We start from the raw sequence: 24,217 nt of genomic DNA, 5'->3' as shown, positions 1-24,217 counted from the left end.
TTCAGAGAAATTCTTTAACCTAAAAACCAGACGCGCTGTGGCTCAGGTCTTTCGACCACTTTTTTAGGTTGTTCCGCTGCGGCAACAGGTGCTTTAATAATATTGAAAGACCGTGTTAAATGATTTACATGACTTTGCAACTCGGTATCATCAACCGTTTTTGCATAATCAATTAGGTGCTGAGCATACTCTTGATTTTCTACCATATAAAGAACATCAACCACACGCCCCGTCACTCGTCTTAAACGTACATAAAATTGTGTAACAGCTGCAAAAACATCCGTATCTGTTGAATCCAAAATCATTTTTTTCTCCATCATATTTTGTTTTTCATCAATCTTGTTATGACCTTCAAAGTAGACCATTATCCTGATACTGCTCAGCTTCTTATCTACCTTGAAAGAATCTGTCTTCATTGATTGAATACTCTTTCTATTTTAACAATCCAATAATGCAATCCATATTCGACAAAAGTCGACTTTTAGCAGAGTAATTAACATCTACACACTGAGTTGATAATATTTTTATGTTATAAGGCTATTTATTTTCTCTCTTTAGGAAAAATCCTATGTCTGAAAAACTCTGTCCAGAAACTTCGCCTTGGGGTTGGAAAGCATTAATTATTACGATTATCTTGAGCATTGTTTTCATGAGCATTTTCTATTTGGCCATGAACAATGAGCCAGACTATATGCCAATGAACAAAAATAAAGCAGTACCTCAAGCTGAAATGTCTCACGCGTCTACAGGCACAGAGACACCCCATTCTGAGCATCAACATCACAACTAAAATACTATTGTCGATCATGATGAATCCATGTTAAACAGGGGTTTATCATGATATTCGAGATTTTCAATGCTTCACCAAAATCGTCAGGCACTGGTCGTTGAAGGTGGTGGAATGCGCGGTGCATTTACCAGCGGTGTCTTAGATGCATTTTTACAGCAACAATTTAATCCTTTTGACCTCTGTGTCGGTGTCTCCTCTGGTTCGACCAATGTTGCGAATTATTTAGCGGCACAACAAGGTCGTACTTTGCAAATCTATTTAGATCACTCACTTCGCTCTGAATTTATTCAGTATGGTCGTTTCTTTAAAGGTGGCGATTTACTGGATTTAAAATGGATGTGGGATGTGGTTGAAAAAGAATATCCTCTGAATCAGGCGCATCTATTTGCCAATCATCCAGAATTTTATATGGTGCTTACCCATGCCGTTTCAGGCGATGCCACGTATATCAAAGCATCTAAAGACAATATTCTAGATGGATTAAGAGCATCTAGTTCGATTCCAGTTTTGACACGTCAAGCCGTTGATATCTTTGGAGAACCCTATTTTGATGGTGGTGTTGCAGATGCCCTACCCGTACATTGGGCAGCTCAACAACATGATGTTTCAAAACTTATGGTACTGCGAACACGTCCTCAAAATTATTATAAAGCCAGTAGCAAAGGAGATCAGTTACTCGCTAAATATGTGTTTCAACAAAAACGTGGTTTTGCAAAAAGCTTACTTTCAAGAACTCAACGTTATAATGATTCTGTACAATTTGCACGTTCAGCATCAGAACAAAAAATTCTTGAAGTTTGTCCACCAGATTTAAAAAATATGGCTGGTCGACTTTCTCAAAATAAAGCAAAAATCCGCTATAGCTATGATGTCGGGATCGAAACAGGCTTAAAAGCGATTGAAGATTGGAAAAATCTTTAAATAAAGTAACAACCAAGTCTTGAATGCCCCCAATTTAAGACTTGGCTTTCCCACCCACTTGATCAAAGCATTTACTTTCTGTAATTTTTTATCTTAGATAGAATTCGAAGCACCAACTTTTGCAAATCCACGCGTTTAATTTAGTCAAAAATATAAATGGATAAACGCCACTCAAATGAATCAGAAAGCCATATAATATTTAAGGTTTTGTTAATTTTATGCATGAATGCTGTAATGCTAAGCATTTTTATTTTTTGGAATTTATTATGAGCAATCAGCCATCCCCACAAAAAGATTCAAATGAAGAAACCGTATTAGGATGGAAATTTGTCATCATTGTCGGTGTACTAAGTACGATTTTTCTCAGCTTTTTCTATCTAGCAATGTCTCAAGAACCTGATTATATGCCGGGTGCACAACGTAAAGCCCAACAACAAAAAGAGCTTTCTCAAGCAGCATCTTCTGCAAGCTCTGAAGTGGCTACACAAGATCATCAACACCAATAGCATCAATTTGACGATGGCTCATCCATATAGTGAAGTATGAGAATTCAGGATTTAGCTTATCGGTCAATAGACATCGTCATTTCAATATGCGGAATACCACATTCATCATATTCATCACCTTGCACGATAAAATCAAGCTGTTGATAAAATGAAACTGCATGGATTTGTGAGGAAAGTTGCAGATGTGGTCGAGCCTGTTGTTGTGCATAGGCAATAATCTCTAGCATGATCATTCGTCCAATGCCTTGCCCCCGATAGGCTTTAACAACAGCCACTCGCCCTACACTGTGGTTCTGCAACAAACGCGCTGTGGCAATCGGATAATCTTGATCATAAATCACAAAATGTTGTGAAATGGCATCGTGATCATCCCATTCCTCTGCTTCAGGAATATGTTGTTCAACAATAAAAACCTGTGTTCGGATCAATTTAGCATCTTGCTGTAATTGATCCCAACATCCCTGTTTAAAGTGATACATCTTATTCTCAGACTCGATTAACACTTACAGCCCAAATTTTCGATCGGCATTTGATCTTGCAATAATAATTCTAGACTTTGTTTTTCAATACCATACATCGCTTTTAAAGCTTGGATTTGCTGCATGATCTGAGGATCTGGTTGCTGAAGTTCTTTACGTTTGGTCGCCAAAATCATTTTATTTTTACTGGTATGCTCCAAAGCTACAAACTCAAAGACTTTGGTTTCATAGCCATAAGCTTTCAGTAATAAAGCACGTAAGGTATCGGTCAACATTTCCGCCTGTTGTCCTGCATGGATACCAAATTGCAGCATCGGCTGTAATACTTCTGGGCTGTGCAATTGCGGACGAAGCTCTTTATGACAACATGGTGCACACATAATCATGGATGCATTGAGGCGAATACCCGTATGAATCGCAAAATCCGTGGCGATATCACACGCATGTAGTGCAATCATCACGTCCAATTTTTCAGGCTGATAGCTACGTACATCACCTTCAAAGAAATCGAGATGATTAAAGCCTACCTGATCAGCAACATTTTGGCAGAACTCAACCAAGTTTGAACGCAATTCAACCCCCGTAATCAACGGTGTTTTCTGTTGTGTTTGTAAATAATCATACAACGCAAAGGTTAAATAGCCTTTACCTGAACCAAAATCGACAATATTCAATTCTTGTTGTGATGCATCAATCTGCTCATACGCATGCGAAAAAATTTCAATAAATTTATTAATCTGTTTCCATTTCCGCGCCATACTTGGGACAATCTGCCCTTTTTCATCAGCGATACCCAAATGTTTTAAAAATGGACTGTGCTGCTGTACATAACGTTGCTTTTCACGATCATGTTGTTGCTGTTCAACTTTAAGTGTTGTGGCTTGCTTTTTTTGGCGATTCAACATGGCTTTCTTTTTATTCTTCTTGAGCTGAATATCTTGATCTAAGCTAAATAAATTGGCTTGCTTAGACAATTGCAAAAGCTCGGCAATTTTTTCCAAGCCCTCCGCAATGGTATAATTTTTGGTAATGTCTTGAGTCGTATGATGGTATAAACAAGAGAGTGTTGCCTGCCCTTGCAATTCAATCACCCGAAAAGTCATCTTTTCTAATTCTACCTGTTCACCTTTGTATTGACTGATGATCAGCCGATCAAAGTCTTTATTTTCAATAGATTGCTGAATATCCAAGAAAAACTGCTGTTCTTGTTCAAAAGAAAAGTTTGGCGCAAACATAATGAAAACCTAGCAAATAGAAACTAAATTCTAAAGCGTCTTACTTTAAAAGGGAAATTGCATTACGATACAGTTGTATTTTTATGCAAACTATAAATCTGATGACTGCAAATACTCTCATAAGCTATGACCCCAAAGAAGAACTCATCAATGCCTATAGTCATGGTATTGGGGCAGCATTAGCACTGGTTGCCTCTATTTTACTGATTATTAAAGGGCAAGATTTAGCACTAGGGCAATGGATCAGTTTATGGGTCTATGGATTTAGCTTAGTCTTATTACTCAGTAGTTCAATGCTGTATCACTTTGCTCAAGATGAACGCAAACGCTATTGGTATAAAAAATTAGATCATACTGCAATTTATTATCTGATTGCAGGGACGTATACCCCCTTTCTCAGTATCGCAATTCCAACCGCCAAAGCTCACTATTTACTGATCGCTTTATGGGTGATTGCACTGATTGGCACGCTGTTTAAGCTCGTTTTTATCCATCGCTTTCAAAAAGTTTCACTGGCAGCTTATCTCTTGATGGGATGGTTAGCGGTTTTAGTCATGGATGATATGCAACGTTATCTCTCTAAAGATGCAGTACAACTCTTGATTGCAGGCGGACTTGCCTACACTGTCGGCACATTGTTTTATGCGTTAAAAAAGGTAAGATATACCCACGCAATTTGGCATGTTTTTGTGCTATTAGGGGCAGGTTTACACTTTTTAGCGATCTATTGTTATGTATTATAAAGTAATACATAACATCAAGTTTGCTGAGTAAACTCCGCATTCAAAAGGAATTTTCAAGGCAGCAATTCTGTCTCTTGAATAAATAAAATTAAGGTTATGTATGTCGTCAAGTACTACGACTGTCACCACTGAGGTGGCAAGCAATTCAAAAGTACGGGTATTATTTGCCAGCCTTGTGGGCACTACGATTGAGTTTTTTGACTTTTATATCTATGCCACCGCCGCTGTACTGATTTTTCCACATCTCTTTTTCCCTGAAAGTAGCGATAGCGCTGCGGTACTCAAATCACTGGCAACTTTTGCCATCGCCTTTATTGCTCGTCCAATTGGTGCAGCAATTTTTGGGCATTTAGGTGATCGAATTGGGCGTAAAGCAACATTGGTTGCAGCCTTACTCACTATGGGAATTTCAACCGTGTGTATTGGGCTATTGCCAACCTATGCACAAATTGGACTTGCAGCACCACTACTGCTCGCCTTATGCCGTTTAGGGCAAGGTTTAGGTCTGGGTGGTGAATGGAGTGGTGCTGTTTTACTTGCCACTGAGAATGCACCAGAAGGTAAACGCGCTTGGTATGGCATGTTCCCTCAACTCGGTGCGCCAATTGGCTTCATTTTGGCAACAGGCTCATTTCTTTTATTGAATGCATTTATGTCCGAACAAGATTTTATGGCTTGGGGATGGCGTATTCCTTTTATTTCCAGTGCTGTATTGGTTCTTGTTGGTCTCTACATTCGTTTGAAACTGCATGAAACACCTGCCTTTCAAAAGGTGCTAAATAAGCAAAAAGAAGTCAATGTGCCATTTAAAGAAGTCATGACCAAGCATCTCCCGATGTTAATTCTCGGTACGATTGCGGCAATCTGTACTTTTGTGGTGTTTTATCTCACGACAGTATTCGCTCTAACATGGGGAACAACTCAATTAGGCTATACACGAGGTGAGTTTTTGCAACTACAACTGGTTGCGACCTTATGTTTTGCTGCATTTATTCCAGTTTCAGCCATTTTAGCTGAGAAATTTGGACGCAAAACCACATCAATTGCCGTATGTATCTTGTCAGCTTTGTTTGGGCTATGCTTCGCCCCTTTACTCGGTTCAGGTAGCCCGATATTGGTCTTCTTGTTCTTATGTATCGGACTCTCGATTATGGGGCTCACCTATGGGCCGATTGGAACCGTACTTTCAGAGATTTTCCCAATCTCAGTCCGTTATACGGGTTCAGCATTAACTTTTAATTTAGCGGGTATTTTTGGCGCATCCTTTGCCCCTTATATCGCGACTAAACTTGCAGAAAGTTATGGTCTAGGCGCTGTAGGCTTATATCTTAGCTTAGCGTCAATTTTATCTTTGATTGCATTTTTACTGATCCGTGAAACCAAAAATGATGATGTAAATAATCAAATTTAATGGTTCGATTCTTTCGGGTGATTCATTTTAATAATCACCCGAAAACCACTGATCTGGTAATCTTTCGACTTTGTACGTTGACTTGACAACAACATTCTGCAAAATATTTTTTGTGCTAAAATACCTCCCTCCTATTTTTAGATGACTGTATTTATGTACGCAGTGATTATCGTTGCCGTATTTCTAATCAGCTTCCTATACACCTATTATCGTGGAAAGGAACGATTAAAAGCATCTCGACAATTATTCGACCATTCTACATTCCTAGCACCAGTTAACATGTTTATGACTGGTTTTTCTAAATTGCCGAACCAAGCTTTTTTTGACGTCGCACAATTTCCTGAGCTAAAACCGCTTCAAGACAATTGGCAAGTCATTCGAGAAGAAGCCATTCAACTTCAAAATCAAATTAAAGCCTCTGAAAAAAATAATGATGCTGGTTTTAATACGTTTTTTAAACGTGGTTGGAAACGTTTTTACTTGAAATGGTATCAAGAAAGCCATCCTTCAGCACAGCAGCTTTGCCCAAAAACAGTGGCTTTACTCGAAAGTATTCCTTCTGTAAAAGCAGCGATGTTTACCGAGCTTCCATCGGGCAGCTACTTAGGTAAACACCGTGACCCTTATGCAGGTTCTGTTCGTTATCACTTAGGTTTAGTCACCCCTAATAGCGACGATTGCTTTATTGAAGTCGATCAAGAACGCTATAGTTGGCGAGATGGTGAAGCAACAGTTTTTGATGAAACCTATGTACATTGGGCACATAATCAAACTGATGAGACTCGTATCATCCTGTTCTGTGATATTGAACGCCCGATGAAATGGGGTTGGGCGCAGAAAATAAATCATTGGTTTGGACGCAATATCATGTCTGCCGCAAGCTCACCCAATGATGATCAAGACAATACAGGATTTATTAACCGTATCTTTAAATATGGTTATGCAGTTCACCATTATGGTCGTGGACTAAAAGAGCGTAATCGCCGCTTGTACTATGTTTCTAAATGGCTACTATTCGGTATTATTATTGGCTTAATTCTACTTCCAAGTTTCTTATAATCAAATTTTTACATAAAAAAAGAGATGCTAATCATCTCTTTTTTTTGACATTAAATATTTATTTGGGTGGCTGAGCACTTGCTGTTTGCACTGCCGCTTCACCAATCAAAGCAACTTTTGCTTTCTCTTGGCTTCTTGCCGACAATGCTGGGTTTGTTGCCACGATGCGATTAATATTGGCAGAATTTGCAGGTGCGATTGCCGCTGTTTGTAACACAATTGGACGATTACCTGTATCACCTAAAGTATAGCGAATACCTGTGCGTGGACTGATGACGGTCGTAACCTCATGTTTCACTTGAGCTTCAGCGGTTGTTGGCCCTTTTGCTGCAAGTACTTTATCCACCGTTGTGGTTTGAGGAATATTTTCTGCAACTGCGAAACCAGATACTGTCGCACTCGCTAAAATTAAAAGTTGTAATGGCTTTTTCATTGTCTTCCCGCTTTTAATGCGAATCCAATCAAGGACTATAATTTCATAATCAAACTACAAAGTTGACTTAGACTCAAGTTACTTCTCGTAAAAAAAGCAGAGCCAATGCTCTGCTCTTTACTCAAGTCTAAACCAAGTCGAGAATGATTAAATTTTACCATGACATTGCTTGTATTTAAGACCAGAACCACATGGGCATGGCGCATTACGGCTTTCAGGAACTGGGAAGAGTGTATTTCCAGATAAACTACCCGTCTCTTCAGAAACAGTCACTTCACCCGTTAAACCATCCACATCGTCATGCTCAAAAGAAAGACGCATAGATTCCGCTTGACGTTGTTGTTGAGCTTCTAACTCAGCCAGCTCTTCTGCTGTCGGTACATGCACGCGAGATAAATCAGTCACAACATCCGACTTGATCACACCCAACATATTCACAAATAAGTTGAAAGCTTCTTTCTTATACTCTTGCTCAGGGTTCTTCTGTGCATAACCACGTAAATGAATCCCTTGACGTAAGTAATCCATCGCTGCCAAATGATCTTTCCAATGACGATCAAGTGAATTCAACATAAAGTGACGTTCTAACATTGCAGCCGACTCATCACCCATTTGCTCACGACGTTGACGATAGCGAGCAATCACTTCATCAGAAATACGTGCAATCAAACCTTCTTCATCTAAACGACGGTCTTGATCAAGCCACTGTTGAACAGGAAGCTCAATCCCTAGATCAGTACGTAGTGCATTTTCTAGACCTTCAATATCCCATTGATCATGAATCGATTCAGGTGGGATAAAGTTAGCAATCACCCCTTTAATAACTTCATGATGCATTTCTTCGATATAGTCTTGTAAGGTACTTTCTGCCAAGACTTCATCACGTTGAGTATAAATAATCTTACGTTGTTCGTTATTGACATCATCGTACTTCAATAAGTTTTTACGAATATCAAAGTTACGTGCCTCAACTTTACGTTGTGCATTTTCAATCGAGCGGCTCACCATTTTATGTTCAATGGCTTCATTTTCTTGTAGGCCCATTGCACGCATCATGGCAACCACACGATCACCCGCAAAGATACGCATCAAATCATCTTCAAGCGACAAATAGAAACGTGATACACCTGGGTCACCTTGACGACCTGCACGACCACGCAACTGGTTATCAATACGGCGTGATTCATGACGTTCAGAACCGATGATATGTAAACCACCAGAACTTAAAACATCTTCGTGGTCTTTTTCCCACTGCGCCTGTAAACGAGTTTCATCTTCAGATGTTGGATTTTCAATTTTGGCAAGTTTCGCTTTCCAATTACCACCGAGCAAAATATCTGTACCACGACCTGCCATGTTGGTGGCAATCGTCACCGCATTCGGGCTACCTGCTTGCGCAATAATATCCGCCTCACGTTCATGTTGTTTTGCATTCAAAACTTCATGATGGATACCTGCTTGTAGCAATTTTGAAGATAAAATTTCACTGGCTTCAATCGTTGCCGTACCAATCAAAATAGGTGCAACACCTTTCTGACGAATATTGCTGATCTCTTCAATGATGGCATTGTATTTACCATTACGATTCAAATAAATTAAATCGTTATGATCTTGACGTACCATCGGACGATGGGTTGGAATTAACACCACATCTAAGCCATAAATTTCTTTCATTTCCGCAGCTTCAGTATCAGCAGTACCTGTCATACCTGAAAGCTTTTTATACAGACGGAAATAGTTTTGGAATGTTGTGGTTGCCAATGTCTGGTTTTCTGGTTGAATTTCCATGTTTTCTTTGGCTTCAACCGCTTGGTGCAGACCTTCTGACCAACGACGACCAGGCATCGTACGACCTGTACTTTCATCCACAATAATAACTTCTTGCTTTTGAGTCTGTGGATTGACGCCAATAATGTAATGTACGTTTTTCTGATACAAATAATGTGCGCGAATTGCAGCAGTCACATGGTGAACCAAATTCAAGTTGGTTGCTGAATAAAGGCTTTCACCTTCAGCCAATAACCCCATACGAATCAATTCTTGTTCAACCGTTTCATACCCAACTTCAGTCATTTCAACTGAACGTTGCTTTTCATCTACCCAAAAATGTCCGCCATCAGCCACTTTTTCTTCTTTCTGTGGGCTTAATGTTGGTGGGATACTATTGATTAACTGGTACAAATGAGATGAATCTTCACTTTGCCCAGAGATGATCAATGGGGTACGTGCTTCATCAATTAAAATTGAGTCAACTTCATCAATAATCGCGTAGCTTAAACCACGTTGTTTTTTCTCTTGTAGAGAAAACACCATATTGTCACGAAGATAATCGAAACCAAATTCGTTGTTAGTACCGTAAGTAATATCGGCGAAATAAGCTTCAGCTTTTTCGGCTGGCATTTGCATTGAATAAATCACACCAATGCTCAGACCTAAAAACTCAAATAATGGGCGATTCAGTTCAGCATCACGTTGTGCCAAGTAGTCATTCACCGTAATCACGTGAACGCCTTGACCACTCAATGCATTCAAATAACATGCTAAAGTACCCATGAGGGTTTTACCCTCACCTGTACGCATCTCAGCAATTTTACCTTCGTGTAAGGTAATACCGCCAATAAGCTGCACATCATAATGACGCATACCCATAACCCGTTTCGCTGCTTCACGGCAAACCGCAAAGGCTTCAGGCATCAATTTATCTAAACTTTCACCGTTATTAAAACGCTGTTTGAATTCTGGAGTTTTTGCAGAGAGGTCTGCATCGTTTAGAGCAGATATCGTCGGTTCAAGCGCATTAATTTGTTCAACAATTTTACGCATGCGTTTGAGCTCGCGCTCATTTTTTGTACCGAAGATACCTCCGATCAGACTTGCCAACATGAATAAACTCTCTAATCCTGTTTGTTTAAATAAGTAATTTTTTCTTAGCTGTTATTATGGAGTCAGAAATAAGAACTACAAGGGCTTTGCATCCAAACAGGTAAAAAAACTGCGAGGCGACTCTGACATCACACAACTAAGCAGCGTTAATGTAGCAAATTTGCATTTAACTTACACGGCTTTGCATGTGAATTTATGATCAATTTTTTAGCTTCACTTCATTCTATTATCTTAAATTCTCATAACAAAATGAAAAAACAATAATTTTATTTATAACGTGATTCCTGCATATTGAACATACACAGAGAACATCAAAAATATATTGAGGATGAATCATGACACTTCGTTTAGGCGACATTGCCCCCAATTTTCAACAAGACTCAAGTGAAGGCCCTATTGATTTTTATGAATTTTTAGGCAGTGGTTGGGGGATTTTATTTTCACACCCAGCAGATTTCACCCCAGTCTGTACCACAGAACTTGGCTTTACAGCAAAGCTTAAAGATGAATTTGCAAAGCGTGGTATAAAGGCGATTGCGCTTTCCGTTGATGATGTTGAATCCCATAAAAGCTGGATTCAAGATATTAATGAAACACAAAATACTACAGTTAATTTTCCAATTATTGCCGATAAAGACCGTAAAGTTTCTGAGTTGTATGGCTTCATTCATCCCAATGCCAGTGAAACCTTAACGGTACGTTCGTTGGTGATTATTGATCCGAATAGAAAAGTTCGCTTAATTATTACTTACCCTGCATCAACAGGTCGTAACTTTAATGAAGTACTGCGTGTTGTTGATTCATTACAATTGACCGATAAACATAAAGTGGCAACACCTGCCAATTGGCAACATGGAGAAGATGTGGTGATTGTGCCTTCATTAAAAGATGAAGATGAAATCAAACAACGCTTTCCTCAAGGCTATACCGCAGTGAAACCTTATTTACGCCTAACACCACAACCTGAGTGAGGATCAAACGAGCAACGCTCGTTACGAACGCAAGTCGAAACAGCTATGCTGTGAGTTAAAAGATTGAAGCCGACTAAAGGCTTCAAACGCAGCGCAAGACAAACGAAGTGCGTAGTACACAAAACGAGCAACGCTCGTTACGAACGCAAGTCGAACAGTAAAAACTATTAAATCTGAATAACAAACTCTATTGCCTATCGATCCGATAGGCTTTTTAAATCGCAAAATAAAAACTTGTTGGTATTTTTTAATCGATACGTTATAAAAATAATTCTCTTCAAAATAGAATAACAATCACGATGATCTATAACATCCATCATCTCCATTGCGGAAGCTTCTGCCCTGTTTGTGCGCCCCTATTTGGTCAAAAAGGTTGGAAAGCACATCTCGTTTGCCATTGCTTACTTATTGAAACAGATCGAGGTCTCGTTTTAATTGATACAGGTTTAGGCACACAGGATTATTTACATACCGAACAACGCTTAGGTTCATTACTCACCCAACTTGGTTCAATTGTACCCAACCTCAAATTAAGTGCCATCGAACAAATTCGAAAATTAGGTTTACGCCCTGAAGATGTACAACATATCTTTGTCACGCATCTTGATTTTGATCATGCTGGGGGAATTTCAGATTTTCCCAATGCAACGGTACATGTTTTGGCTTCTGAGTTTAATGCAACGCAATCGCTCTCTGCTAAAGGAAAGCTCCGCTATAAAACAGAACAATTTAAACAGCATCGCCATTGGAATTTTGCTGAACATACAGATGGTGAGGCGTGGTTTAATCTACAAAAAGTCCAAGGTCTTCCTTTTTTCCAAGATGAAATTCTGATGGTTCCACTACTCGGTCATACACTGGGACACAGTGGCATTGCGATTAAAAAGCAAGATGGTTGGATTTTCTTCTGTGGTGATGCTTATTTTTCTCATTTGGAACTCAATCCAAAGAATAAACTCAGAGCATTGGATCTGACTGAACGTTTATTGGCAGAAGATAATCAACAAAGGCTACATAACCTGAAACGGTTACAATATCTCGCTCAACATGAGCCAAGTATTGAGTTAATTTGTGCGCATGATCCTGTCGAATTTAACCGTTATCAGTAATATGAAAAAAACACTTATTGCCGTTGTACTCGTTTCAACACTTAATGTTAGCGGGTGTATGAAACATCCGAGCTTAGATGATGAACAGCGTCCCCAAAACTGGGGAACGCTGATTTCCAATACGCATAATTTTTATCAAATTAGTCCTGATATTTTTCGCAGTGAACAACCCAGTACTGATTTAATTCCAAGTTTAGAAAAGCATCAAATTGAGACGATCATCAATTTGAGAGCTAGAAATGAAGATGCCAAAGTTTTAAAAGATCAACCTTTTAATCTAGTACATATTCCAATTTATACATGGGCAATCAATCGTGAAGACTTATTACAAGCGATGCGCGCCATTCAAACTGCTAAACAGAACAACCAAAAAGTCTTAGTGCATTGCTATCATGGTTCAGATCGTACGGGTGCAACCATTGCCATGTATCGAATTGTGTTTGAGCATTGGTCGATTGAGGATGCAGTTAAGGAAATGAAACAAGGTGGTTATGGCTTTCACGTAATTTGGAAAAATATTGATCAGCTCTTCACCCCTGACAATGTACAATGGATTCAACAGCAACTATCGAATCCACCTAAATAGAGCGTGTTAGATTAGCTTTAGATAAAAGCTAATTTTTAAGATCAGTAAATTTTGAAATTGCACGATTTATTTAATTTCTTGGGCTTTGTCCATTGATTATTGAGCTTAGAAAAAGCCTCTTTTATAAATCATATGATGATCTAAGAAATACGATCAAAGTTACTGATTTGCAAAAATAGAGTTGCTGAGTAATACTTTCAAAACCTCAGAATCACCCCCATCACTATCTGTGACCAATAAAAATACTTCACCATCGGACGTCGATTCTAGCCAAGTAATCCCTTCTACTTTAATGGGAAGGGTTTGCCCTTTCGTATCTTGAATCAAATGCGTATATAAAGTTTTACCGTCAGGCGAGAACACCAAAATAAAACTACCGAGCACCACACCATCATCATAGGTATTTAATGTTTGCTCAACTGCGGCAGTGGCAATAATTAGATTTTTCTCCACTAAAAAACAAGCATCAGAAATACCACTTGCTGAACCCTCAAGCGTTGGTAATGTTAGATTGAATGAGCTTATGAGAACATTCTCTAATGATTTTCCTTCTTGAATTTTAGCGAGATCAAAGACTAAAACACCATAAAAACGATTAATATTGCCACGTTGAAAAATGTATAAATTGTTTTGATTTGAACAGACTGCTTCTATATTGAGATCAGCGCCACCCGTTAATTCAAAAGCATGTTCTAAGAAATGGTAATCAGCGGTATCGAGCAGAATTCTAATTTGATGATTGGCTGGATTATACAATAATGCCTTTTTTCGATTTTCTGTAGAACCCGACCCCATCACTAATAGCTGGGGTTGTCCATCAAAGATGATCGAGCTTAACGCTTCAAAATCTGGCTTAGCATCTTTGCTAAATACACTTAGTGATATTTGCTTAGATGATTCAAATAATGGAATTTTTTCAAAAACAGTCACACGACTGATACTATTTTTCTGATTGGTTTTGAGTAAATAACCCACATCATCACCAACCAAATAAAGATCATTTCCCACACAAGCCACACCAAAAAGTGCGCTAATGCTAGAATCTTTTGAAAAAATAAAGTGTTCTAATATCTTAAAATCGCGACTCATCATGCAATCACTGCCCTTAGAAATAGAACACTTACAACAAGATCAAAGCCTGACGTTTTCCTGCTTTGATCTAGCGAATAATTACCTTTTATCGCTGATCAAGCGGAACCCAATCAATCACCCACGCTGATTTCATATTTAAACTCTCATCAGACGTAATTTTCTTACGTGCTGCATCTGCAACTTCTCGGTCTTTCGATGGACCGACCATGATACGAACCCCCTTAGATGTAGGGCTGGTGGTGACTTTATAACCCTTGGCACGTAACTTGGAGACAACCGCATCGGCATTGGCTTGGTTGGCTGCTAAAGCCACTTGTACCATCCATTTTTTATCGCCATTTTCCATAAGCTCACGAGCCTTTTCAGCCTCGGCTTTTTTCTCAGCTTCTGCTTTACGCTTTTTCTCATCAGCCGCTTTTTTATCAGCTTCTACTTTATGCTTTTTCTCATCAGCCGCTTTTTTGTCAGCTTCTGCTTTACGTTTCTCTTCAGTCGCTTTCTTATCTGCTTCTGCTTTACGCTTCTCATCAGCCGCTTTTTTGTCAGCTTCTGCTTTACGTTTTTCTTCCTCAGCCTTTTTTTCAGTTTCAGCCTTACGTTTCTCTTCGGCTAACTTTTTTTCAGCGTCTGCCTTACGTTTATCCTCAACTAACTTTTTTTCAGTATCCGTTTTCTGCTGATCTACTTTTTGTTGTTCAGCTTTTTTCTTTTCTTCAGCAAGTCGTTGTGCTTTGGCTTTATCATCTTCGCCAAGCTCTGGCGGAATGTTATCAGAGCTTTCCTGTTCCGCTGTACGGCGTGCATTAATTGCAGCATATTCTTCCGCAGCCTTGCGTGCCGCAGCTGCTTCTGCTTCTTGCTGCATTTTTAGAAAATCAGCTGCACGTGCTTCTTGTTCAGCAACGGCTTTCTCACGCGAGCGACGTTGCTCTTCTAGTAAACGTTTTTCTGTTTCTACATCCACAGCTAATGGCTGTAATGATACCATTTCACCATTTTGGTTCGACTGAGCTGTTTGGGATTGAGCTTCTGTTTTAGGAATTGGATGTGTAATCGTAGCTTGCGTTTTATCGTGCGCTATTTCGTCATTACCTTTAAGAAGCAATGCGGTCAATAAAACACCACCCCCTAGTAGAACAACACCACCCATCCAGCGTTGTTTATTATTCATTGACATTGTTCTAAATACTCCCAGACCGCTTCTAAAGTATGAAACGAACCACAGACTAAAATTAGCTGATTGTTATTACTTTGTTTCAGCACATTTTCAAAAGCTTGCTGGATATTGCTGTACTCATATACCTGTTGACCTTGTAATGCATCATGCAGCTGCGGCAATGCTGCTGCTCTAGGTACATTTAAAGGAGCAATAAACCAATCTTTTACAGTTGTTTTAAGTAAATCAGTGACAGACGAAATATCCTTATCTGCCAGCATTGAAAATACTGCAACAACATCTGTGTACTGTTTATTGTATTTTAAGAATTTTCGCAACTGATTCAATAGAAATTCGATGCCATGTGGATTATGTCCAGCATCAAAAATAACGGTTTTGTCTTGAATTTGCCGTATTTCAAAACGACCTTGCAAACGTGCTTGCTGGATACCTGTTGCAATCGCTGCCTGAGAGACCTCAATACCACTCACCAGTACCGCAGCAACAGCAGTCGAAATATTATCTAATGCAAGCTGACCGATTGGCAGTTTTAGCGTTGTGCCAGAGGATGCAAATGACCATGTTTGACCATCGTCATTGAGTTGATAAAAATAATCTCGATTTAATGCATATAAATGCGATTGGGTTTCAGTGACTTTGTCTTGAATAGCTTGTGGCAATTGCTGTTGACCCGCAAATATCACGGGGATATTTGGACGAATAATCCCTGCTTTTTCGAAAGCAATTTTTTCTACTGTATCACCTAACCAATCGACATGATCTAAACCAATATTGGTAATCACAGCAATATCAGGATCAATCACATTCACCACATCAAGGCGACCACCAAGACCGACCTCAAGTACCCAAACATCACATTGTTGTAACTTAAAAATGACAAAAGCAGCCAAAGTAGTTGCTTCAAAGAAAGAGAGTGATAAATCACATTCTCGGCGGGCTTGATCCACCAACACAAAGGCATCAACTAAGCTTTGATCATCAACTTCCAATCCTGCAAGTTTTACGCGTTCATTAAAACGATAAATATGCGGTGACTGGTACAAACCGACTTTATAGCCTTGCGCATTCAAAATCGCAGCCAAAGTCGTTGTGGTTGAGCCTTTACCATTGGTTCCTGCGACGGTAAATACCTTCGCTTGCGGTTGCATTACCCCCAACTTTTCAGCGACGGGAATAACGCGCTCTAAACCTAAATCAATGCCTGTAACATGAACATGGCCCCAATAATCGAGCCATGTTGTTAATGTATCTGTAGAATGTGGAGCGTCGGGTTTCAAGGTAAGTTCATCAGTTTAGCCACGAGTCTGTATACAGTATCACGTAATGCATGACGATGAACAATTTGATCGACCACACCATGATCAAGCAAATACTCTGCACGCTGGAATGGTTCTTCCAATTTTTCACGCACGGTTTGTTCAATGACACGTTTACCTGCAAAACCAATCATGGCTTTCGGTTCAGCGATATGCACATCACCTAACATCGCTAATGATGCTGTTACGCCACCATATACAGGATGAGTCAGTACCACAAGGTATGGGACACGTGCTTCTTTCATTTTTTGGATCGCAGCAGAAGTACGCGCCATTTGCATTAAAGACAACATGCCTTCTTGCATTCTCGCACCGCCTGAAGCAGCAAAACAAATTAACGGTTGGTGTAATTGAATTGCTCGTTCAGCCGCTTGGATAAAACGATCACCCACCACAGTTCCCATTGAGCCGCCCATAAAATCGAACTCAAATGCACAAGCTACCAAGTCCAAACCCTTAAGCGAACCTTGCATCACAACCAATGCTTCGGTTTCGCCTGTTTTATCTTGTGCTTCACGAATGCGATCTGGATAAGGTTTGCTATCCACAAACTTTAATGGATCTTTTGCACTAAATTCTTGACCTAATTCAGTATTCACCTGATCGAAGAACCAATTCAAACGATCACGTGCACGCATACGTAAATGCTCATCACACTGTGGGCATACATAGGCATTAAATGACATTGCCGTACGTGTCACTAATGCATGGCACTCAGGACATTCAATGGTCGGTTCAGTAAATGTTGCTTTGAATGTTTGCTGTTCATTCCGTACCTGAATACCAGGTACTTGACGCTCAGTCCAAGGCGTTGATGGGTTCAGAACCTTCCCTGCTGTTAACTCTTGACTCATACTAACTCATCGAGCGCGGCTCGAAGCTCCTTCACTTTATTCACCGTCTGTTGCACAGCTTCATCGGCTGGCAATGTCGCAAAAGATTTAACGAAAGCACTTCCTACGATTACGGCATCAGCAACTTGACCCATGGCTTTTGCAGACGTGGCATCACTAATCCCAAAACCAACCCCAACTGGGACATTGGTCATGCTCTTAATTTTAGCAATACGCGCTGCTGCTTCAGAGGTATCTAATGTTGCTGCACCTGTCACACCTTTTAATGACACATAGTAAACAAAGCCACTGGCTTGATTCACTACATGCTGAATACGTTGATCAGTTGACGTTGGTGCGAGTAAGAAAATCGGATCCATCTCATTTTGTTTTAAGATTTCACCGAACTGCTTCGACTCTTCTGGCGGTAAGTCCACCAAAAGGACACCATCAACACCACAGTCTTTCGCATAAGCCACAAACTTTTCATAACCAATCACTTCAACAGGGTTTAGATACCCCATTAAAACAACGGGTGTTGTTTGATCTTTTTCACGAAATTCTTTCACCATATTCAAAGCATCAAATGTGCTTGTTCCGCCTGCTAAAGCACGTTCAGCAGCTAAGGCAATCACTGGACCATCCGCCATTGGATCTGAGAATGGTAAACCCAACTCGACAACATCAACGCCTGCTTCAACCATCTGGTGAAGTAATGGAACCGTGACTTGTGGATGCGGATCTCCTGCCATAACATAAGAAACAAGCGCTTTACGGTGCTGAGATTTAAGCTGTTCAAAACGAGTGGCAAGACGTGACATAGGATTATGCTTTCCTTGATTTATATAAATTGAGGAGTTGTTTGTAGTCATACAAGAACACTGCATTGTAACGCTATTTTTTGTTCATTGAACAGAGTTTGACGTGATTGCAACAGTGAATGTTGCTACTTACAACAGCCCTGATACATTTATCTATATTTTCAGCTTTTTCTCAATGATCAAAGCTTCCTAATTTTTGCCTCATCGCCGTGCATTTTAGAAATAAGTCTCGCTCCCTTATACTACTCATCATTTTTAAGTTTGCTTTTTATTTTTATGTCTGACCACACTCAGGAAAAAGCCCAAAGCAATGCCTTTGCTTTGCTGCCGTTATTGGTATTTTTGATCATCTTTCTCGGGAGTGGTCTCTATCATTCAATGATCGGGACAGAATTTGCTTTCTATCAAATCAAAGCGCCTATTGCTGCGATTCCAGCTATTATTCTGGCACTACTGCTCTATAGACAAAAACTAAATACGGCGATTGAAACGTTTTTAGAAGGCGCTAGCCATCCTAATCTGATTTTGATGTTTATGGTCTTTATGCTCGCAGGCGCATTCGCGAGTGTATCCAGTGCGATTGGTAGCGTGGATGCGACTGTTCAGTTAGGGCTTTCACTCATTTCAACAGAATTTGTATTGCCCATGCTGTTTATCATTGCGGCATTTATTGCCACAGCGATGGGAACATCCATGGGCACCATCGCTGCCTGCGCACCCATTGCCTTTGGCTTTACTCAGGCCACCGATATTGCACCAATTTATGCGATTGGGGCTGTAGTCAGCGGTGCAATGTTTGGTGATAATTTATCCATGATTTCAGATACCACCATTGCAGCCACACGTAGCCAAAATGTGGAACTTCGAGATAAATTTAGGGTCAATGTCTGGATCGCCCTACCCGCAGCAATCATGACCTTGATGATTTATATTTCACTAAGCCATCAAGCAGAAGCAATTCAAGCAAAGCCTTATGACCCCTTGCTCATTTTGCCCTATCTTGCTGTGTTTTTTCTTGCTTTTACACGATTACACGTACTTGCGGTGTTAATGATTGGTGTGATGCTATCGGGTGTGATTGGGCTAATTGAGCAACCTGAATTTGACTTATTAAAACTCAATAACTCAATTTATGATGGCTTTGTCAGCATGTTTGAAGTGGCATTACTTTCCATGTTGCTAGGCGGCTTATCTACACTGATGCAAAAAGAAGGCGGTTTAACGTGGCTGATTCAACGTATTTATCGTATGACTCGCTTATTTAAATTTGGTAAACAATGTGCAGGTGAATTAGGCATTAGTTTTCTAGTCATATTTTCAAATTTATTCGTTGCCAATAATACCGTTGCCATTATTTTATCAGGTGATATGGCACGTGAAGTGGCGAGAGAATATGGTGTTGATCCTAAACGAAGTGCAGCTTTGCTCGATATTTTTTCTTGCGTCATTCAAGGGATTATTCCCTACGGCGCACAGCTCTTACTCGCATGTTCAATTGCCAAACTCTCTCCAGTCGAATTGATTGGCACGATCTACTACTGCTGGATTCTTGCGATTTGTGCAGTCCTTGCAATTGTGTTTAATTACCCACGTTTAAAAACACGCTAAAAGCAATCCATAAATCTCTTTAGTTTGGTTTAAATCTAAAGAGATTTTAAAAACTGCTTGGGTGTAACCCCTGTCCAGCGTTTGAAGGCTCGACCAAATGCACTTTGATCTGCATAATTTAAACGCTCAGCAATTTCAGAGAATGATTTCCCTTGCTGTAAATAAAGCTTACTTTGCTCTAAACGATACTGATCTAAAATATCTTGAAAATTAAGCTGATAGGTTTTGAGTTGACGCTGCAAGGTTCTTTCTGAGCAATGCAAACGCTTTGCCACATAGCTGAGTAGCAACTCTTCCTGTTGTAATAAACCTTGCTCAATATAGCTCTGTATTTTTTGGCGAAATTGCTGTTGCTGAATATCAAAAGAAGCAAGGCTATCCAATGATTGCTGTGCCTGATTAGATAACACATGATTCAACTGCTGATCTGCTGCAATACTTTTTGCTTTTAAAATTTGATTGGAAAAGCGAATGGCATATTGCCCAGCTTGAATTTGAATCGGACAGCCATAAAATTTTTCAAAGTGATATAAAGCCGTATGTGGCATGTATCCAAATTGAATCATCTGTGGGGGAACAAGAGCATCTTGTACAATCGATTGAGAAATTTTAAAGATCAGTGCTAAATTCAGCTCATACATTTCCCGATAATCACGATAAGATGCCCCCCAAACAATTTGAATATACTCAGCAAACTGCTGAACATTCAGTTGTTCTAAATTGGTCTGTTTAAAAACGAGAGAATAGTAACGTTGTAAAAGCTGTAAAGCCTGTTGTAGATCTAAACTGGTTGAAGCTAAATACCCCATTAAACCCAAATCTTGCAAATTGGCATGTTCAGCTAACACCAATGTAATCGGTCGAGGGAAATAAGGTTGCGCCGATTGCAAAAGCAATGCATAACGTTCGACATCAAAATCCTGCTCATCTGGATTTTCTAAACAGGCATGAAAAGCTTGCCAAAGCTCAGGCGCAACAACTTTAGACAAATCAATTTGTTCTTGTTGTAAAACACGATTAAACAATCGCAAATATCCAATGATAATTTTAACTGACATATCCCGATCTCATCCTGATCTGTCGTTATTTGTATAAAACTTGGCTGTAACTGTCAAAACATTTCATCGAACTTTTTTCATACTGAGTTTAAGAAAAGACAAGGAATGGTAAAAATGAATGCACACGTTTCCTATCAAGTTGAACCCGTTGTAAGAACAAAATTAGATTTTCATTTAGATCAGGCACCACGTTTTTGGTTTGGTGGTGATCCGTTCCGTACTCGTATGTTTGATGCGTTGAGCCTAACTTTCCCTGATGGCGAACGCTATTTTATTGAATGTGTGCGTTTATTCCGCGACAAAATTAATGATCCTGATTTGCAAGAACGTGTGGCTGATTTTATCCGCCAAGAAGCACAACATGGCATGGCACATGACAAAATGAATCAGATCATGAAAGAACAAGGTATGCCTGTGGATCAATTCACCACTCGGTTGAAAAAGATTTTTAGATTTGAATTAAAAAACCGTTCAGCTCAATACAACATTGCCATGACCGCAGCCGCAGAGCATTTAACTGCATTAATGGCAGATACCTTTTACAGTAAAAAGGAAACTTTAGCGGAAGCCGATCCTTTTGTTCGTGCGTTATTTGCTTGGCATGCGATTGAAGAAATGGAACATCGTGATGTTGCTTTTGATGTCATGCGTGAAGTGGGTGAAGTACCTGAAACAACTCGACGTTTTGCACTGCTCTTTACCACAGTGATGATGTTTGGCTTTACCTTATATCGTACTGATGTGATGTTAAAAACTGATGGTTTTAATTTAAGACAACGCTTTGATATGGCACGAAAAGGTTTACCGTGGTTCTTTGGTCGTAACGGTATTTTGACTGCAAAAAGAGCTCAATATAATGACTGGTTTAAAAAGGATTTTCATCCAAATCAACACCCTGTTATTCGTCAATATGATGTTTGGATTGATACTTTGGCGAAAACCAATGACCCAATTGCAGCTGGTGAAGCTTTTTGGCAAGCGGGGCTTTAATTCACTATATAGAAAATCTCATTTAGCGTTCCACCGTACAACGGTGGAACGAGGCAACAGCAATCAATTTTAGCTTTAGCAACATCAATACCAAGATAAAACATAATCTTACCTACCTGATCTACCCAACTATTGTTTTAGCATAATCACCGTCTTTTCTTGTGAATACAGCATCAGAGTGCTTAGTTACCGTCCAGAGTTGTGCAAGTGATTAGGGCAAATTACAGGTTTTATCTCAAACCCAAACTTTATGTTTTGCTAGTACACGAAACTCTGTAATTTGCAATATAGTGATAGCTAATCACTATGAGGGGTAAGATACAAGCTAGTACAACTAAAATTATAGATTATCACTTGGATTTCCATACATTGTTTTCTGCCACTCATAAGTCACACCAAGCCGTTCTCTAGCAGAATTAATAATAACCCCAGCTTCCCATTCAAACGTATTTTTACCATCTACTGAGAACTTTTGCAAAAGCATTGCTTCTAATGGATCACTATCTAATATTAGCTGTGCAATCCATCCACCAGAACCATTAAAGTCATATCTAGAAATTATATAATCATAAAAATCTATATCTTGAATCCACATACGATTAGGAATATATCTCTTAAATGAATCTAATTTCTTATCATCTAATGATAATATAAAATCCTCCACCACATCTGCGAGTGTCGATCTATTACGCATTAACATATATTATCCAACCTATTGTTTATTTGGAATAAACATATAATTTATTCCTTTCGTATTTTTCAGAATTTGATCATAAATCAATTAACCATTATATATAACCATTTCATTTTTAGTTAATTCCTCGTTCCACCGCTGTGCGGTGGAATGCCAAACAGGTTGATTTTTACACCTAGAAATCAGTAAAAGATTTAACTTATTGATTCCAATTTATACACACATCAGTCAAACCCAATAAACTAGCATAACTTCTTGCGCTGCTATAACGCCAATGAGTCACTTCATCGATAAATCCTCTTTTTACAGGATTTTGATGAATATAATCGACTTTTTGGCACATCATTACTTCATCTAAAATCATTTAAGGATGGACACCCTCTTGCCATAACTGGATTTTACGATCTTCACTCTTATAGCTTTTCTTATAATACTTAAGTTGATCTAATATTGTCTTTTTGCATTGCGCTCAGTTAAATAAGCGATAATCTTTTTCGCAGTAAATGCCTTAAATAGTGCAATATCTTTGGAAATATTTTCACTTTGTGCAATAAGATGAATATGGTTTTCCAACATCACCCACGCATATATTTTTACATTTTCTTGTTGTAAAAATCTTAAACTCTCAATAACGATATTTGCGATATGTGGACTAGAAAAAATAGATAACCAATGCAAAATTGTGCAAGTCATAAAATAGGGATGCTGGTTATCTTTAAATTTATAACGACTGCGTGCCATTAGATTGAATTGTTATTTTTAAGGGTCGGATAAGTTTAATATAGCAACCAAATACTTTTATAAATCATAAACTAACCAGTTTGGCGTTCCACCGTACAACGGTGGAACGAGACAAATGTTTCAACTCTCTGGAAATTCAATTTCCAATTTATTACCTAATAACCTATCTTTACCATGAGTACATATCTCTAACTCAAACTCCGATACAAGCTTAATCACTACGTTGAGCTGTTCAGAACTAAAGCATTGTGGTACTCCACCCTCTACTGAATACTCTGGAATATTTTCGTTTGAAATATAAATTTTACTATTACCTGCAAGTGAGGATCTCAACCAAATTAATTTATCATTGATAGACATATCTGCTAAACTTTGATCAATGGGGTGACATTCTCCTGAATCAACCAAGTTTATTAACCTTTGCAATTCTAAAAGAGGCTTTCCTCTCAGTTCCCATATAGCATTACAAAGTGTCATGCTGATAGCTTCATTTTGAAGTCCGTTATCATCAAGGCAATAAACTATTGGATATAGAGATTTATTTGTTAACAAAATTAACTCTGCAATTATTTTCTTCACGGTGTGTACTCAGGATAACCACGCCACAAGTTTACACTTGTATAATTTGGTTCAAAAAATTTAAATGATACTCCACCAGATACACCCTGATAGGTTTTACCTGAAATCACACTTCTGTTCAACCATGCTCTACTCATTTTACCTTTAGCTTGGGCTAAAGACCATTTAAGAGGGGTCATTGA

Annotated in this window: 27 protein-coding genes; 11 read left to right on the top strand and 16 right to left on the bottom strand. The window is 39.1% G+C overall.

Annotated elements, in window-relative coordinates; genetic code table 11:
* Window positions 1–14: 14 nt before the first annotated feature.
* Window positions 15–305, bottom strand: coding sequence for a hypothetical protein (locus MMP60_RS03255; protein ID WP_241334951.1), 291 nt, complete (start codon window positions 303–305; stop codon window positions 15–17).
* A gap of 263 nt (window positions 306–568) precedes the next feature.
* Between MMP60_RS03255 and MMP60_RS03250 the strand changes: the two genes are divergently transcribed.
* From MMP60_RS03250 to MMP60_RS03240, 3 genes are all read left to right on the top strand, one after another.
* Window positions 569–790: a hypothetical protein gene (locus MMP60_RS03250; protein WP_241334950.1), complete on the top strand. Its 222-nt coding sequence runs from the start codon at window positions 569–571 to the stop codon at window positions 788–790.
* Between the two features lie 66 nt (window positions 791–856).
* Window positions 857–1,711, top strand: a complete 855-nt coding sequence (locus MMP60_RS03245) for a patatin family protein (RefSeq protein ID WP_241334949.1) — start codon at window positions 857–859, stop codon at window positions 1,709–1,711.
* A gap of 266 nt (window positions 1,712–1,977) precedes the next feature.
* Window positions 1,978–2,217, top strand: coding sequence for a hypothetical protein (locus MMP60_RS03240; protein WP_241334948.1), 240 nt, complete (start codon window positions 1,978–1,980; stop codon window positions 2,215–2,217).
* Window positions 2,218–2,273: 56 nt separating this feature from the next.
* On the opposite strand, the gene MMP60_RS03235 is transcribed toward MMP60_RS03240, so the two are convergent.
* Window positions 2,274–2,696: a GNAT family N-acetyltransferase gene (locus tag MMP60_RS03235; protein WP_241334947.1), complete on the bottom strand. Its 423-nt coding sequence runs from the start codon at window positions 2,694–2,696 to the stop codon at window positions 2,274–2,276.
* A gap of 17 nt (window positions 2,697–2,713) precedes the next feature.
* Window positions 2,714–3,931 (bottom strand): SAM-dependent methyltransferase, encoded by a 1,218-nt coding sequence (locus MMP60_RS03230; protein WP_241334946.1) that lies wholly within the window; start codon window positions 3,929–3,931, stop codon window positions 2,714–2,716.
* Between the two features lie 101 nt (window positions 3,932–4,032).
* Between MMP60_RS03230 and MMP60_RS03225 the strand changes: the two genes are divergently transcribed.
* From MMP60_RS03225 to lpxO, 3 genes are all read left to right on the top strand, one after another.
* Window positions 4,033–4,674 carry a hemolysin III family protein gene (locus MMP60_RS03225; RefSeq protein ID WP_241335170.1) on the top strand — a complete coding sequence of 214 codons (642 nt, stop codon included), beginning with the start codon at window positions 4,033–4,035 and terminating at the stop codon, window positions 4,672–4,674.
* Between the two features lie 100 nt (window positions 4,675–4,774).
* Window positions 4,775–6,085, top strand: a complete 1,311-nt coding sequence (locus MMP60_RS03220; protein ID WP_241334945.1) for an MFS transporter — start codon at window positions 4,775–4,777, stop codon at window positions 6,083–6,085.
* A 153-nt stretch (window positions 6,086–6,238) separates the two neighbouring features.
* Entirely contained in the window at window positions 6,239–7,144 is a 906-nt protein-coding gene (gene lpxO, locus MMP60_RS03215; RefSeq protein WP_241334944.1) for a lipid A hydroxylase LpxO, read from the top strand.
* Window positions 7,145–7,202: 58 nt separating this feature from the next.
* Here the strand turns inward: lpxO and MMP60_RS03210 are convergent, their stop codons facing one another.
* Complete coding sequence (locus MMP60_RS03210; protein ID WP_241334943.1) at window positions 7,203–7,577, bottom strand: hypothetical protein; 375 nt, start codon at window positions 7,575–7,577, stop codon at window positions 7,203–7,205.
* Window positions 7,578–7,724: 147 nt separating this feature from the next.
* Entirely contained in the window at window positions 7,725–10,460 is a 2,736-nt protein-coding gene (secA, locus tag MMP60_RS03205) for a preprotein translocase subunit SecA (protein ID WP_241334942.1), read from the bottom strand.
* Window positions 10,461–10,795: 335 nt separating this feature from the next.
* Here secA and MMP60_RS03200 point away from each other — a divergent pair, with 335 nt between their 5' ends.
* The 3 genes from MMP60_RS03200 to MMP60_RS03190 all read left to right on the top strand — a co-directional run bounded on the left by MMP60_RS03200 (window position 10,796) and on the right by MMP60_RS03190 (window position 13,126).
* Window positions 10,796–11,431: a peroxiredoxin gene (locus tag MMP60_RS03200; protein ID WP_241334941.1), complete on the top strand. Its 636-nt coding sequence runs from the start codon at window positions 10,796–10,798 to the stop codon at window positions 11,429–11,431.
* A gap of 299 nt (window positions 11,432–11,730) precedes the next feature.
* Window positions 11,731–12,540 (top strand): MBL fold metallo-hydrolase, encoded by an 810-nt coding sequence (locus MMP60_RS03195; RefSeq protein ID WP_241334940.1) that lies wholly within the window; start codon window positions 11,731–11,733, stop codon window positions 12,538–12,540.
* A gap of 1 nt (window position 12,541) precedes the next feature.
* Window positions 12,542–13,126: a dual specificity protein phosphatase family protein gene (locus tag MMP60_RS03190; RefSeq protein ID WP_241334939.1), complete on the top strand. Its 585-nt coding sequence runs from the start codon at window positions 12,542–12,544 to the stop codon at window positions 13,124–13,126.
* 159 nt (window positions 13,127–13,285) lie between these two features.
* Here MMP60_RS03190 and MMP60_RS03185 read toward each other — a convergent pair whose 3' ends face one another.
* The 5 genes from MMP60_RS03185 to trpA form a co-directional block, all read right to left on the bottom strand.
* Entirely contained in the window at window positions 13,286–14,215 is a 930-nt protein-coding gene (locus tag MMP60_RS03185) for a hypothetical protein (protein ID WP_241335169.1), read from the bottom strand.
* 88 nt (window positions 14,216–14,303) lie between these two features.
* A complete protein-coding gene (locus MMP60_RS03180; protein ID WP_241334938.1) occupies window positions 14,304–15,395 on the bottom strand; it encodes an SPOR domain-containing protein in 1,092 nt (363 codons plus the stop codon).
* Window positions 15,386–16,672, bottom strand: a complete 1,287-nt coding sequence (folC, locus tag MMP60_RS03175; protein ID WP_241334937.1) for a bifunctional tetrahydrofolate synthase/dihydrofolate synthase — start codon at window positions 16,670–16,672, stop codon at window positions 15,386–15,388. The genes MMP60_RS03180 and folC overlap by 10 nt, the downstream gene beginning before the upstream one ends.
* On the bottom strand, window positions 16,669–17,565 hold the full coding sequence (gene accD, locus MMP60_RS03170; protein WP_241334936.1) for an acetyl-CoA carboxylase, carboxyltransferase subunit beta: 897 nt from the start codon (window positions 17,563–17,565) through the stop codon (window positions 16,669–16,671). The genes folC and accD overlap by 4 nt, the downstream gene beginning before the upstream one ends.
* The gene (trpA, locus tag MMP60_RS03165; protein WP_241334935.1) at window positions 17,562–18,365 is read right to left on the bottom strand and encodes a tryptophan synthase subunit alpha; all 804 of its coding nucleotides are present in this window, start codon (window positions 18,363–18,365) and stop codon (window positions 17,562–17,564) included. The genes accD and trpA overlap by 4 nt, the downstream gene beginning before the upstream one ends.
* Window positions 18,366–18,641: 276 nt before the next feature.
* Between trpA and MMP60_RS03160 the strand changes: the two genes are divergently transcribed.
* Complete coding sequence (locus MMP60_RS03160) at window positions 18,642–19,973, top strand: Na+/H+ antiporter NhaC family protein (protein WP_241334934.1); 1,332 nt, start codon at window positions 18,642–18,644, stop codon at window positions 19,971–19,973.
* A gap of 35 nt (window positions 19,974–20,008) precedes the next feature.
* On the opposite strand, the gene MMP60_RS03155 is transcribed toward MMP60_RS03160, so the two are convergent.
* Window positions 20,009–21,031 (bottom strand): AraC family transcriptional regulator, encoded by a 1,023-nt coding sequence (locus MMP60_RS03155; RefSeq protein WP_241334933.1) that lies wholly within the window; start codon window positions 21,029–21,031, stop codon window positions 20,009–20,011.
* A gap of 114 nt (window positions 21,032–21,145) precedes the next feature.
* Between MMP60_RS03155 and MMP60_RS03150 the strand changes: the two genes are divergently transcribed.
* A complete protein-coding gene (locus tag MMP60_RS03150) occupies window positions 21,146–22,021 on the top strand; it encodes a metal-dependent hydrolase (RefSeq protein ID WP_241334932.1) in 876 nt (291 codons plus the stop codon).
* A 340-nt stretch (window positions 22,022–22,361) separates the two neighbouring features.
* Here MMP60_RS03150 and MMP60_RS03145 read toward each other — a convergent pair whose 3' ends face one another.
* The 5 genes from MMP60_RS03145 to MMP60_RS03125 all read right to left on the bottom strand — a co-directional run bounded on the left by MMP60_RS03145 (window position 22,362) and on the right by MMP60_RS03125 (window position 24,214).
* Window positions 22,362–22,721 carry a hypothetical protein gene (locus MMP60_RS03145; protein WP_241334931.1) on the bottom strand — a complete coding sequence of 120 codons (360 nt, stop codon included), beginning with the start codon at window positions 22,719–22,721 and terminating at the stop codon, window positions 22,362–22,364.
* A gap of 193 nt (window positions 22,722–22,914) precedes the next feature.
* A complete protein-coding gene (locus MMP60_RS03140) occupies window positions 22,915–23,079 on the bottom strand; it encodes a hypothetical protein (RefSeq protein WP_241334930.1) in 165 nt (54 codons plus the stop codon).
* Between the two features lie 80 nt (window positions 23,080–23,159).
* Complete coding sequence (locus MMP60_RS03135; protein WP_241334929.1) at window positions 23,160–23,456, bottom strand: hypothetical protein; 297 nt, start codon at window positions 23,454–23,456, stop codon at window positions 23,160–23,162.
* 120 nt (window positions 23,457–23,576) lie between these two features.
* Entirely contained in the window at window positions 23,577–24,035 is a 459-nt protein-coding gene (locus MMP60_RS03130; RefSeq protein WP_241334928.1) for a hypothetical protein, read from the bottom strand.
* Window positions 24,032–24,214, bottom strand: coding sequence for a hypothetical protein (locus MMP60_RS03125; protein WP_241334927.1), 183 nt, complete (start codon window positions 24,212–24,214; stop codon window positions 24,032–24,034). Before MMP60_RS03125 ends, MMP60_RS03130 begins: the two co-directional genes overlap by 4 nt.
* Between the last annotated feature and the right edge of the window lie 3 nt (window positions 24,215–24,217).

The sequence above is a fragment of the Acinetobacter sp. ANC 4805 genome (genome assembly GCF_022549495.1).
Taxonomy (GTDB): domain Bacteria; phylum Pseudomonadota; class Gammaproteobacteria; order Pseudomonadales; family Moraxellaceae; genus Acinetobacter.
The sequence above is the reverse complement of the archived record's forward strand: the minus strand, read 5'-3'. Positions and strand labels throughout refer to the sequence as shown.